The sequence below is a fragment of the Abyssisolibacter sp. ZYX002 genome (assembly GCF_056892235.1).
Window position 1 is genome coordinate 1312784 of record NZ_JARMXH010000001.1, and the last position, 14148, is coordinate 1326931.

Sequence of the window (14148 nt, forward strand, 5' to 3'; positions counted from 1 at the left end):
TTTCCCCCTTTCAATTGTCATTACTCATCAATACCCATTGCTATTTCTTTCAATACCTCTGCTGGCAGATGTTTATGCTTACAATCATGTAACAACTCTGCAAATCCAACTGTTTTTGTTATTTTGTGCCATTGTTTTGAACTTAATAATTCCCTCTGTGCTTTTTGATTGTCTTTATTATTTCCTTGCATCATTTCTCTTATAGACAATAAATCCTCTGATACCGCCTTTGTCCATTTCTCTGTTACTATGTCTTTATAATTAGCAGGTTTGAAATCACCCAATATGTGTGTGGAATTTTCAAATAAATGCTCTGGAAGCTGCCCATGATGTATACCTGTATTATACAATGTTGTGGGAACGTGCATTCTAGGATTCCATATGACCGGCCCATGTGTATCAGTTAACGAAAGTCGTCCACTTTCATACATTATCGTTATGCTGTGTAATAAGTGCATGTAGTTATCAGGATCAGTTGGATCTATCTGGTTGTGTATCTCAAATGTAATAGGTGTCTTACCAAGCCTTCCTGTTATTATATAAAAAGGACCACTATCTTTATTGACCATATGTATATCCAATGCTCTAATAGAAGGCATTGCTCTTAGTAAAATAGCCATAGCTGGGTATGATACTTGTGGCGCAAACTTTGCATTTAAATATAGTGGCTTTTGTATTTTATTCATCTCTTTAGCACACTCTATAAATCTTCTTACTTCTTTAAGATTGCAGTATAGGTTTCCTGTTTGAAAATGTCTGTTATTCTTTCTAGCAGCACGATAACATTTCTCCAAGTCTTTATGATGTATAGGTTGTTCTTGTATAACATCTACTCCTCTTTCAAGAAACTTCATTGCAGTTTCAGTGCCTTTCCCTCCAAGTGCTCCTGAACGCATAACAACACACGCCAAATCAATATCCTTTGGCAAATCATCTATATTTGTGTATAGCTTTACGTTATAATTTCTTGAACACATTTTTGATCTTTCACTTCCTCTTGCTAATAAACCTACTAGCTCAAATTTATCTTCAAGAATTTTCAGTGCTTCCATATAAAATTGACCAAATGTTGTCCCGCATACTACTGTACGTATTCTTCTATTCTTCATAGCTCCCCCTCAACTTTCGTGAATAATTCGTTAATACTACCATCTAATATTTCTAGCTCAACGGCCTTTGATTTTATAATATAATTCATGATTTCATTTGTTTGATCTATTTCTCCTAAGCTTATAACACCTTTTTGAAGTATCTCTTCTTTAACTAGCTTTGATGCCACAGCAGAAGATAATCCTGTCAATTCCCCTTGAGTATTAGCTTCTACTATTAATGTCTTAGTAATATATTTTTTAGATTTTACACCTGACATCTCAATAACAAATCCTGCATATTTTTTTCTTCCTTGACAATCTATTTTTGTAGCTGTACACAAGTCTGTGATTAGTTTTTCTTTATCTTTATTGTAATCTCTCCTTGCTTTTTCCAATACTCTTAATGCATTTTCACCGTCAACTACCATATTGAACCTAGCATTGTTTATTTTGAGTTTTTTTATAATAGTTTTTGCTTCTTTATCAATATAAGGAAAAACTGTCACATCACGAACAGATAAAGGAAATATCTCTGTATTTTCTTTTGGAATATATGCAGTATATTCTCCTTCTTTTAAGATCATCATTGATTTATTTTCAGTATCTTTAATACCATCCAAATAATCTCTAGCAGCAACTTTTGTAAATACATCTAAAACGCCATAGTAATAATTCATATCTGTTACTTTGTTAAATTGTTTAGACAAATACCTAGGGAGTATTCCCGATAATCCCGGTGAAGATCCTGCTCCATAGATAAAGCTACTTTCATTTATAACTTTTAATCGTTCAAATTCTTTACTGTAACCAACATCTACATAATTACATTTATACTTATTTAGCACTTTACACAATTTATCAGTATAGCCATTAGTAGTTCCCGCACAATTTAAAACTACATCAACACCTTTGATAAATTCATCTAAGCTGTTTTCATTTTTTATATCTATCTTTATCCATTCATCATCTTTAAATTCTTCCTTTATTTCTCTTGATACAGCTTCTATGTTTCTTCCTCCAATACGTAACTTTTCACCAAAAAAATTCTTTAATATCCTAGCTGTATTTAGACCAATATCTCCATACCCTCCAATTATTCCAATCATATTTCACCCTCCACCATGCTTCCTCTTTCATTGATAAGGAAATCTATTTTATCTGCTACTTGAAACAATCGTGGCTTTTGGAACATGTCTTGAAAAGTATACTCTATATCATATATTTTTTTTATTTCCGACAGAAACTGTGTTGCTATTAGACTGTCTCCTCCTACTTCAAAGAAACTTTCTTTTCTTCCTATTTTATTGCATTGTATTAACGATTCCCATATATGTGCTATTTCTTCTTCAGTTCCCTGGAGTGGTTTATGATAATCTTCTTTATTAGTTTTCTTTTTGATTTGCTTAGCTATTTTATTTCTATCTATTTTCCCATTGTCTGTCAGCGAAACCCATGGTAATATTTCTATATTATCAGGCACCATATATTCTGGTAGTTTATCTTTTGCAAACTCCATAATGTCCTCAACATTAAATATAGTCTTATTTTTAAAATCTTTAGCCTGTATATATTGAATAACATCGTTTTCATAAGTGTTAATGTTTATTTGCTCAAATCCAGCTTTTTTGATAAATTCTACCCATTCATCTGATAGTAATAGTGGATTATATTTTCTACTTCTACCTTCGTATAGATTCTTAAATCCATCTTCAAGTAATCCTGATGTAACTAATGCTATCGGCGCTAATTCGCTATATTCAAGTGCTAGTAGATATCCTCCTTTATCTAACAGTAATTTAGATAAAAGTATCCCATGTATTGGATTTTTGTATCTATGCAATGCATTTACTGCAATCACAATGTCAAATGAATACTTACAATGATTATTAACTATACCATCAGTTATAATTTCATATGATACAGTGTCTTTAAACTTGATTCTTGACTCGTTGTGCATGGCTATGTTTTCATCAAAAAGTGTAATTTCAGCAGGTAAACTTAATCTATTAATTATCTTCTGAACTACTAAGCCCGTTCTACTATCTAAAATAGCTATCCTTAAATTTGTTGTTTCTTGCTCTTCATAAATTTCATTTATTTTGTCTATGATTTTATCTAGAACTAACGTGGTAGCTTTTTCATTCATTGCTATATGTTCTGGTGACAATTTTTGATTTTCTAATAGTGAAAATACTGGCGTTTCTCCAAGCAGTATTTTTTTGTATATATCTATAGAATCAAATAAAAATTCTACTTTGTTCTTTTCTATATTGTAGAAAACAATATTAAACCTTTTTGCAGGTATTATTTCACCACCTTCTATTTTTATGACTTGTCTTTGAGTTAACCAGCGAAGCCACATCTGGATTGTATTTGTATATTGGTTGTATTTTTCATATAACCATTGCTTATCTTTTGATACTTGAAGTTCTAATAGATAAAAGATAAACTGTTCAACTATCAACGCTTGGTTTTCGAATATGGGTTCTATTTTTTTATTTACTTTATTTATAATAGCTGTCTGACTATTATTCATATTGTTATTTGGCACTATCCCTGCAACTAAGTGCTGAGAATTACCATATTTACTTTTCGTAACAACAGCATCACATATATACTCATGTTGTTTTAAAATATTTTCAATTTCACCTATCTCTATTCTAAATCCATTAATCTTTATTTGATTGTCTTTACGCCCTAAAAATTCAATAACTCCATCTTTATCATATCTACCTAAGTCCCCTGTTTTATACCAACGTTCTCCTTCATATACTATGAATTTTTCTTTCGTTAAAACTTCTTGATTAAGATAACCTTTAGCTACTCCAGTTCCTCCTATCCAAAGTTCTCCAACAACATAGTCTTCACAATCTTTTCCATTTTCATCAACTATTCTGAATTTCTGATTACTTAATGGCATGCCATAAGGTATGGATTTCCAGTTTTTATCTATCTCTATAACTTCGTAATAGTTTGACCATATAGAAGCTTCTGTTGCCCCACCTAATGATATAAACTTACAATCCTCTGTATTATCTTTCATTTTTTCATATAGGTCCATATCTATCCAATCTCCAGATAAAAACACTTTTTTTAGTGGAAGGTTATCTTTATCTGTTTGACATGTTATCATGAGCATTTTAAATAGTGCAGGCACAGTATTCCATATGGTCACATCGTTATCTTTAATCATTCTTTTCCAGATGGTTGTTTCTAATTTTGTACTGTCATCAAGTAAAACTATTTTTCCACCTACCGACAATAATCCAAATATATCATATACTGATAAATCAAAATCTAGCTCTGATACAGCTATTACAGTATCTTTTTCTGTTATCTTAAATTTATTATTTATATCTGCAATAGTGTTATATGCTGACTCATGAGATATAACAACTCCCTTAGGAGTTCCTGTTGAACCCGAAGTAAATATAATATATGCAGTGTCTTTAGTAGATATATCAATAACACTATTTAATTCATTATAATTATGAATATCTTCTACCACTACAATATTTCTATTTGTATCAGTCTTTAAAGTTTGTTTCATCTTAGAATCAGTAATAATAAACTCTATTTTTCCAGTATCTAATATTGATTTCTTTCTATCGACTGGTTGTTTAACTCCTATAGGCACATATACTGCTCCACAAGCTAAAATTCCTAACACACTTATTATCTGCTCTATGCCTTTTGGTAGACATATTGCAACTAAATCTCCTTTATTAATTCCTTCCTCTACTAACATTTGAGCGAGTTTCATTGATTTTTCTTTTAATTCATCATAAGCCATAGTTTTTCTGTTACCATTTTCATACCATATTACTGCTATATTTTTTGGATTTATCTCAGCATTTTTTAAAAATCCTTCATATAAGCATTGTTCTTTAATATAAGTTTTTGTTTTGTTTACTTTTTGCCTAATTTGCATTTGAGCTTCTGTAATAATATTTATTCCTCCCTTCTACTAGATGATATGTATCTTCATAAAAAACTAAGCTATATCTTTTATTAGCTCATTAATATATTCCTCTCCTAAGTCATAAATAAAAAAGTGTTTTCCTTCAAATTCCCTTAATGTGAAATCTTTACTAGTCATTGTTCTCCATTTTTCCATAACTTCTTTATTAGCATCTATATCATTTTTACCAGCATGTGCAATAATAGGTATGCTAAGTACTTCGCCTTGGTACTTGAAACTTTCATGTAATCTATAATCATTTCTTATTATAGGTAACAAAAATTCCATTAATTCTTTATTTTCTAGTATTTGTTTTGATGTAGCATTTATTTTCTTCATTTCTTTTATTAATGCATCATCATCCATATAGCTTTTGAACTCGTCTGGATTAGGTTCATATGGAGCATGTCTGCCTGCAACAATTAATTTTATAGGCTCAACATTGTACCTTATCTTAAGTCTATATGCTACTTTAAATGCAATAACAGCTCCCATGCTATGTCCAAAAAAACAAAATTGGCTATCTTGACTTTTAAATATAATAGCATCTGCCAATTGGTCGGCTAATAAATCCATATCTTCTATGAACTGTTCATCCATTCTGGTTCCCTTCCCTGGCAACTCAACAGAAATAATATTTATATCATTCTTTTTAGATATCCATCTTCTAAACACGGATGCACTTCCTCCTGCATGATGAAAACAATACAATGTTATTTTATTTTTCTCTTTTAATCCTGTTTCAAAAGGAAACCACTTTTTATAAAAATCTTGGTTGTTGATAGTCCCACCTCCTAATTTGATAATGATTATCATTATTATGCTGTAACTATTATAATAGTTTTTTCACTATTTGTCAATATTAATAATTTTATGCAATTTATATTTTATTTGTATTCTTTTTTATGGTAATTGTGTTGTAAATTGCTTGGATATGCCTAGTTAGAAATATGGTTCTTATTTTTTATATATTAATTTATAGAAAAAAAAAAAGAAAATCGTATTTGATTTTCTTTTTTGTCTTTATATATTTATAAACAAAATTCATGATAATATGCCTTGTTATCTTTTTCAAAATCCCCTTCTTCGTACTTAATATCGTTAATCTTATAATTATTAGTCCAGAATTTCAATGCAGTCACATTTTCTTTAAGTACTAAAAGACAGTATCTCCCTTTAAACTGTTTAATAAGTTCTTTAAATACTTTTTGTCCAATACCAACTTTTCGATATCTTCTTAGAATAAAGAATTCCTGTATGCAATAATCACATCCTTTTCTAACATAAACTCTTTCAGTTAATAATACAAATCCAGCTATACAGTCATTAACCTTTATGAGTAATGGATGCATGTTGTCCTTTTGCCAATATAAATTTATCTCATCATATTCATATTTGCCTTTTTCATTAACATCCTCTTTATTATAGTGAGATAAATCATGCAAATATAGTGGATATAAATTCATTATTATATCTTTATCTGTACATTTTTGAAGTTTTACATTAACATTCATAACATACTCCTATCCTTTTATTAGCAATTTTATAAAAATATATCTTCATCCTTCCTTCCCTCTATCAAAGCGCCTACTTCTCTAAATTGCCCAAGCCAGAACATCAAAGTATCGCTTCTTCTATAATTTTCATCTACATGTACTTGTTTTATTTCGCCTATAAACCATTTATGGCTACCGTCAAAGTCTATCTCATGTACAACCTCACACTCTAAATTTACACTACATTCATTAACTATATAGCTATTAATCTTATTACCTTGCTTATGTGTCAACCCTGCTCGCTCATATTTATTATCTTCTTTTCGCCCTGATAGACTTCCACATATTTTTATACTGTCAAGCTGTTCCTTACTAGGTATATTTATAGCAAATTCTTTCATTGATTTTATCAACTCATATGTATATTTTTCTGGCTTTATACCAACCATTACTGATGGGGGATTATAAGAAAAAAAATGAAATGCACCTGCTACCATTATATTTTTCCCTACCGTTACAAATACGACTGGAAATGGAGGCAAAGCTTTTATGCCATCAATTAATTCATTATGTGTTTTTTTCATTTTTTACACCCCTTTATTATTTCTATTTCATTAATTATATGCTCCTTATCGCCATCGATTATTATAGCGGACTCCTCTGGTAACCCTATTATTTCATGTTTTAGTTTATTAGATTTATCTAATAATTTAGCATATTTATCACTCGTATAATGAGGACATATAGAATAATTGACTAAACCCATACCCTTAGTATTCGATAATCCAATTATATCATTACTATTAGCTGTAACTATATCTAATCCCATGATAACCGCTCCTGCACTATTTCCTATTATAATTTTATCCTCATGCCTATCTCTAATAAACTCATCAAATCCGGATTGCCTTACTATATCAAGTAATTTATATGTGTTTCCACCTGCTATAAATATTACTTTAGATTTCTTCAATTTCTCTTTCCATCCAATTTCATATAAATCAAGGGATATAATATTAGTTAATTCATAATTCTTCATATATTTTTTAAAAAAGACTAGATATTCTTCTTTTGATCTAACAGTAGCAGAAGGAATAAACGATATCAAATCTTGCTTAGAAATATGCCTTGTCCATTCTTTATCAATTTGTAGTGATTCAGGATAATATGAACGCCATTTAGTATAATCATTTTTAGCTCCTGTTCTTAGCCTTTTGCTAAGCGATCTCTAGATATATTAATTTCATTATAATTAAACATTTGAGCTTCTTTGATTATTTTATCTGGAAAACCAACATATTTTAAAAGTTTTATTGCGTTCTTTGAATTAGAAGCACCTTCATGGATTTTATAATCAAACACTATGTCATTTGAGTTTATTTTTTCTGTAAAATGATAGTTATCATACTGACCTGCAAGTATCTGTGTTAACTCAAAATCGTGTGAAGCAACTATAGCAATACAATTCTTACTTTTCAAAAAGCTCATAACTGAAGCTGAAGATGCAATTCTCTCTTCTGTATTTGTGCCTCTAAGTATTTCATCTATTACACAAACCATAAATCTACCTTGATTAGCCCGCTCAACTATTCGCTTAAGATATTTGATTTCTTTTATAAAATAACTATCACCCGCCATTAAATCATCTCTAACAGCCATAGATGTAATAACATAAGCTCTTGGAAAAGATATCTTCTCAGCCATGCAAGTATTTATATTTTGTCCTAAAATAATATTAATTGATACAGCTTTAATATACGTAGATTTACCTGATGCATTTGACCCTGTTATAATAGAACTATTTTTTATATTGACTGTATTACAAACAGGTTCATCTATCAGAGGATGATATAATTTTTCCATATTCAATTCATGCTTTTTAACATATGTTGGTCTACAGAAAAACGGTAAACTCTTTCTAAATGAAGCAACTGATATAGTAGCATCTATCTCTCCTAAAGCTTCAAATAACTCCATGAATTCTTCTCTTTTATTTTCTAATAGATCAATAATATTGTTATATGCAACAATATCCCACATTGTTGCCCCTATTATATAATCATATAATAGTGCAAAAACATCTCCTGATATAGACGCATCCTTTTTGAATTTTATAAATGCAAGCATTTTCGTTATCTTTTTAAATGGTATAGTTTTTTTCTTTAAATCACCAAACGTGCTTTCATAAGAAAATTCTTTATTATTAGATATTTTATTTGCAACATTTACCATCGCAACTACATGCTCTAACATATCAAGATTAAGTTCATACTTAGCTTTACTAAGACAATAAACCATCACATTTAATGCAAATACCATTGACGTTATTAAGAAGTATTTAGTATCTTGCATAACTATAGGAAATATTATCGATAAAATTAATAATACTTGCAACATTTTATACTTCCATATATTCAGTATTCTATTTAAATTTAAATTAGCTAAAAATATAGGAAGATTATAATTATCTTTATATTTCCCTAAGCTATTTAGTAAGAGCTGTATCTTACTTCTTTCTTCAATTTTAGATGAAAAAAACGCCATTTTATCCTCAAATATTTTGGTACTACTATCACCTTTAGGTATACAATGTAATCTTGAATACAATATCTGCTCTCCTACATAAGAATTACAATCATTCATCCTCATAAATACATTATCCATATCAAGATCATTCCAAGTAATATCATCTATTTTTTCATCATCATTTATATTTTTAGTGCGCTCTTTCCAGTAGTACTCTATTTCTTTACAACTATATTTTTTTCTCTGAACTTTTTTGCCAAACCTAAATTGTATCTCTTTTAATGCTTTTTTATTTCTTGCTTTATTTCTTACTACAATGAATATGTATATAGCAACAACAACTACTACTATGGTTAATATTTTCATACTTTCGCTCCTTTATAATCTAGCAACAAACTTTAACATTTTTATTAATCAATTAATACTAATTAGATATCTTATGAATATTTTAAGTAATACCAAGTTATTTGTCAAACATATTATTTCTTTATTAATCCATTATTTTTATAAAATGTTATTTAAATATATGCGAAAAGAGCGATTTAAAAATATTCGCTCTTTTCGTTGCTAAGGGGTATTTATTAACTAAAGCCATAGAATGACTTTTTAACGAATAACATAAACAGAGTAAGATCCCCCACCTACTTTAAATTCGGCCCATCCATCATTGTTTATAGTAACAGTATGAGACGAATTTCCTGTTATATCATAAAAAACTTTTCCAGCATGTTTTTTTCCAACACACATCCATTTGCTTCCCTGTGGACCATCGTTAAGTAGAACAGCTATTCCAGATTTATGATGTTCAGAATCTCCCTCTCTTGTCCATCCTATTATATCTTTATGGTCAAAATAATCTCGTTGATAACCAAAAGCTAAATCCTTTCTAACCTTTAATAATACATCTAGTCTTTCTTTTATAGATGTTATAGTTTTTCCTGGCTCACTAACTCCGTAATAATCTCCGTAGAATACACACGGATATCCTTCTTGTCTAGTTAATATATATGCATAAGCTTGTGGTTTAAACCATTCATTTACACTAGGTCCAAGCATTTGGCCTGGCTGACTATCGTGATTGTCAACAAAAGTAACAGATTTTGTACTATGCTTTTTTGTTAATGTATTTTGTCCTAATGAACCCATATCAAAATTACCGTTCCCATAAGATATAGATACAAACTGTGAATGAAGAGGTACATCAAAAAGGCTCATTTTATAATTAGTTTTTTTAAGGTAATTTTCAAGTCTACTTAAATCAGCGCTCCAATATTCTCCTACAGTAAAAAGTTCTTTACCTGAAACACTACGTTGATTATCAAGCCAATCGCTATAGAAATCTGTACTAATATGCTTAATAGCATCTACTCTATATCCATCTAATTTAGCAAAGCTTGTATACCAATTACCCCAATTTTTTAGTTCATTAACAACTGTAGAGTTTTGCATATCAAGGTCTGCTCCCATCAGATAGTCATAGTTTCCATTTTCCCAATCTACATTATTGTCCCAGCTTCTACCATAAATACGATATATCTTTCCGTAATCATCAATACCATCAAAATGAGTATGATTCCATGTAAAAATTGAATATTTTCCATTACGTCCTGGGAATGTATATCCCGTTGGGCAATTCTTTGTGAATGTACTATAATTTTCATACCTATTACGAGGATTTACTTCAGTAACTGTTATATTTTCATTGTAATCATTGCCCATTTTATGATTCAATACTATATCTGCGTATACTTGTACATTATTTTTATGCAATTGGTTTATAGCGTTAAGATATTGATCTTTAGTTCCATACTTTGTTCTAACAGTACCTTTTTGATTAAATTCACCTAAATCATAAAGATCATATACTCCATAACCAACATCATTAATTCCACTATGTCCTTTATATGCTGGCGGTAACCAAACAGCAGTTATTCCAAGATCACTTAAATGTTTTGCATCATTTGCTACCTTGTTCCAATGCTGTCCATCGTTTGAATTATACCACTCAAAATATTGCATTATAGTTCCATTAAAACTACCGAAAACCATGCAACTGTTGATAGATAATAATGCAATCAAAACTAAAGATAAAACGGCTTTCTTTTTCATAACTAAATCCTCCTTCAATTATAAAAATAAGATTTTGAAATCTCTCCAATCTCTTTTATAAAAACTAAATAAAAATATATAAATTAGAAAATTGCCCAAATTAGTGAAACCGTTTTCATGATTTGTAGTAAAAATTATATTAAAAATAATACTTTCAATATAATTTTTGTGAAAAAAACGCAATATGTGTCGAACTAAATTATAATAAATATAAATTTACATTTTATGTTTGCAAACGGTTTCATAATCAGGTAAAAAAAATGGACTATGGTATATATAGGTTTTGAGAGAAAAGATTTCTTATTTGTATTTTACCATATTTTTATTCTTTTCTCAATAATATCTAAAGTTAAGCTTACTTTTTTTATGTTTTATATAAACAATTACTAATTATATTATGGCTATAATATAATTGGCAAAATTTTATTAATATATATTTGTAAAATTCTTTTCTTAAATAGACATTAATAAAAATTAACCTATAACAATTAAACATAAATAAAATAGCTAATATCTTATCATTAGTTTATTTAAAATATATATATTTGTCAATCATATTATTTTTCATAATTCTTTAATACAAAATACTTTTTAAAACCGTAAAAATAAAAGGAATTCTGTTAATTTTGTAGAATTATGGTATTGATATAACATATAAGTAAAGGAGTGATGATTTGAATTTTTTATATAACTAAACACTTTAATAACAAAACCTCTAGCATCATTGAATTTCTACTGAAGTTGATAAGTTTTCTTTTAAAAAATTTTAGTAGTTTAAACTGAAAAGGCATCGGTATTTTTAGATATGCCCAAAGGTTAGTATATTTGGCATTTTACTTGTATACAAACATAAAAATAGGATGAATGTTAATCTTTATATAACTGTATAGGAGGAATTTAATGAAAAATAAATATATTATTAAAAGACCATGGTATTTATCAACTCCTTTTATCTCTATCATGTTTTGTTTGTGGCTTGCTATAATTCCTGCAATTATAGGAATTATACTTTTATTCATGCAATATAAATTTGACAAAAACTATTACTCTAATTTAAACAATAAAATTAATGATGATGCAAATTTACTCTTAGAAAAAGCAACTACAGAAGCTAATATAATAAAAAATGAATTACTTGAGAAAGAAAAAACACTAGCACAAACTATCGTTGTTACTGAATTTAAAAGGATAGAAACTAAACAAAAATTTCTTAAATTAGAATCGCAAGTAGAAAGGTTAATAAAACAAAAAAGTAACTTAAAATCCAAAATTGAAAGTTTAAAAAATTCATACATGTCAATCAAACATTCTATTGAATCTTATAGACTTTATGATGATTTTGATGATATAAGTCAATATGAACTAGATTTATTAGCCCCAGCAGTGAACTTCCCCATACATTCTGATGACATTAAAATATTAAAAAAACAATCCACTAAAATAAAAAAAGATATTGAGAAATTAGTAAACGACTATCAAAATAGGTACACAACTAAAACAAATAAATCACTATACAACCTAATGGTTCTTTCACTTAATTCTGAACTTCAAAATATAATAATAAACCTTAGATATACTAATCTTGACAAGAGCAAAGAATCATTAGAAAAAATGATTTTAAAATACTTAGCTATTGCAATAGACGGTAATAAGACAATATATAATACAACAGCAAAATTTATTAGAGAAGTAGAATACCTTTACAATCAATTGATAGATATTGAATATCAATACTATGTAACCAGAGAAAGAAATAAAGAAGAACAACGATTATTAAAAGAACAAATTGCTCAAGAAAAGGCTGAACAAAGAAAACTCGCAGAAGAAAAGAAAAAGCTTGCCAAAGAAGAATTAAAATATGAATCAGAAATTAACAACATTAAGTCTAAAATTAATGATGAACTTGATATGAAAAAACGTCAAAAACTATTAGATAGGATTGAAAAGCTAGAACAAATGCTATTAGATGTAGAGCAGAAAAAAGAAACTATTATAAATCTGCAAAATGGAAAGGCTGGCAATATATATGTTATAAGTAATATAGGATCATTTGGTAGTAATATCTTTAAAATTGGAATGACTAGAAGACTTGAACCATTAGACAGAATTAAGGAACTCAGTAGCGCAAGCGTACCATTTCCTTTCGATGTACATAGCTTTATATTTTCAGAAGATGCTCCTGCTTTAGAGAACAAGTTGCATAAAATTTTCTCTGATAATAGAGTTAACAAAGTAAACTATAGAAAAGAATTTTTTAAAGTTTCTATAGACGAGCTAGCAAATACAATAACAGAGATTGACCCAAGCGCAGAATTTAGAAAAACTATATTAGCTACGGAGTATCGAGCATCATTAGAACAAAATATATATTGCAATTCAGATATTTAATATCTCTAGATTTTTTTATAAACTAAGAATAAAAGTACTATTTTTAGACCCAAAAAAACAGTCAAAGTATATAATTTGCTTTGACTATTTTCACGTTCAATTATATGTACTTCATTGCTTATAAACCTGTAAAAATGCAAAAAAAATAGAAAATCGATTGTTCCATCAACTCTCTATCTTTTACTTGGTGCACCCAGGAGGACTTGAACCCCCAACCTCTTGATTCGTAGTCAAGCACTCTATCCAGTTGAGCTATAGGTGCATATATAATTGGAGGCGGCACTCAGATTCGAACTGAGGGTAAAGGATTTGCAGTCCTCTGCCTTACCACTTGGCCATGCCGCCGTAAAATCCTAAAATATTAATGGGGTGGATAATGGGAATCGAACCCATGACCTCCAGAGCCACAATCTGGCGCTCTAACCGACTGAGCTATACCCACCACGTATCATGTATTTTATATTAGTATCTATGGAGCGGAAGACGAGATTCGAACTCGCGACCCTCGCCTTGGCAAGGCGATGCTCTACCACTGAGCCACTTCCGCATATAAACCAATAAATTATCCTTTAAATTA

The 14148-nt window shown here is 29.2% G+C and carries 10 protein-coding genes and 4 tRNA genes; 1 reads left to right on the forward strand and 13 read right to left on the reverse strand.

From position 1 onward, the window contains the following. Nucleotides 1–20: 20 nt before the first annotated feature. The 9 genes from P3X86_RS05905 to P3X86_RS05945 form a co-directional block, all read right to left on the reverse strand. The gene (locus P3X86_RS05905; RefSeq protein WP_483291706.1) at nucleotides 21–1109 is read right to left on the reverse strand and encodes a Gfo/Idh/MocA family oxidoreductase; all 1089 of its coding nucleotides are present in this window, start codon (nucleotides 1107–1109) and stop codon (nucleotides 21–23) included. Continuing rightward, the gene (locus P3X86_RS05910; RefSeq protein WP_483291707.1) at nucleotides 1106–2197 is read right to left on the reverse strand and encodes a saccharopine dehydrogenase NADP-binding domain-containing protein; all 1092 of its coding nucleotides are present in this window, start codon (nucleotides 2195–2197) and stop codon (nucleotides 1106–1108) included. The genes P3X86_RS05905 and P3X86_RS05910 overlap by 4 nt, the downstream gene beginning before the upstream one ends. After that, nucleotides 2194–5022: an amino acid adenylation domain-containing protein gene (locus tag P3X86_RS05915; protein WP_483291708.1), complete on the reverse strand. Its 2829-nt coding sequence runs from the start codon at nucleotides 5020–5022 to the stop codon at nucleotides 2194–2196. The genes P3X86_RS05910 and P3X86_RS05915 overlap by 4 nt, the downstream gene beginning before the upstream one ends. A 63-nt stretch (nucleotides 5023–5085) precedes the next feature. Continuing rightward, nucleotides 5086–5868: a thioesterase II family protein gene (locus tag P3X86_RS05920; RefSeq protein WP_483291709.1), complete on the reverse strand. Its 783-nt coding sequence runs from the start codon at nucleotides 5866–5868 to the stop codon at nucleotides 5086–5088. Nucleotides 5869–6083: 215 nt separating this feature from the next. Continuing rightward, nucleotides 6084–6566: a GNAT family N-acetyltransferase gene (locus P3X86_RS05925; protein WP_483291710.1), complete on the reverse strand. Its 483-nt coding sequence runs from the start codon at nucleotides 6564–6566 to the stop codon at nucleotides 6084–6086. A 29-nt stretch (nucleotides 6567–6595) separates the two neighbouring features. Further along, nucleotides 6596–7132, reverse strand: a complete 537-nt coding sequence (locus P3X86_RS05930) for a flavin reductase family protein (RefSeq protein ID WP_483291711.1) — start codon at nucleotides 7130–7132, stop codon at nucleotides 6596–6598. Then, on the reverse strand, nucleotides 7129–7695 hold the full coding sequence (locus P3X86_RS05935; RefSeq protein ID WP_483291745.1) for a Type 1 glutamine amidotransferase-like domain-containing protein: 567 nt from the start codon (nucleotides 7693–7695) through the stop codon (nucleotides 7129–7131). The genes P3X86_RS05930 and P3X86_RS05935 overlap by 4 nt, the downstream gene beginning before the upstream one ends. 59 nt (nucleotides 7696–7754) lie before the next feature. Beyond that, nucleotides 7755–9440 carry a MutS-related protein gene (locus P3X86_RS05940; RefSeq protein ID WP_483291712.1) on the reverse strand — a complete coding sequence of 562 codons (1686 nt, stop codon included), beginning with the start codon at nucleotides 9438–9440 and terminating at the stop codon, nucleotides 7755–7757. A 240-nt stretch (nucleotides 9441–9680) separates the two neighbouring features. Continuing rightward, a complete protein-coding gene (locus P3X86_RS05945) occupies nucleotides 9681–11183 on the reverse strand; it encodes an alpha-amylase (protein WP_483291713.1) in 1503 nt (500 codons plus the stop codon). Between the two features lie 900 nt (nucleotides 11184–12083). On the opposite strand from P3X86_RS05945, the gene P3X86_RS05950 reads away from it, so the two are divergent. Further along, the gene (locus tag P3X86_RS05950) at nucleotides 12084–13571 is read left to right on the forward strand and encodes a GIY-YIG nuclease family protein (protein WP_483291714.1); all 1488 of its coding nucleotides are present in this window, start codon (nucleotides 12084–12086) and stop codon (nucleotides 13569–13571) included. Nucleotides 13572–13756: 185 nt separating this feature from the next. On the opposite strand, the gene P3X86_RS05955 is transcribed toward P3X86_RS05950, so the two are convergent. From P3X86_RS05955 to P3X86_RS05970, 4 genes are all read right to left on the reverse strand, one after another. After that, a tRNA-Arg gene (locus P3X86_RS05955) sits at nucleotides 13757–13833 on the reverse strand. Between the two features lie 9 nt (nucleotides 13834–13842). Then, nucleotides 13843–13916: transfer RNA gene (locus P3X86_RS05960), tRNA-Cys, on the reverse strand. A 20-nt stretch (nucleotides 13917–13936) separates the two neighbouring features. Further along, a tRNA-His gene (locus P3X86_RS05965) sits at nucleotides 13937–14013 on the reverse strand. 30 nt (nucleotides 14014–14043) lie between these two features. Further along, nucleotides 14044–14118: transfer RNA gene (locus P3X86_RS05970), tRNA-Gly, on the reverse strand. Nucleotides 14119–14148 lie beyond the last annotated feature (30 nt).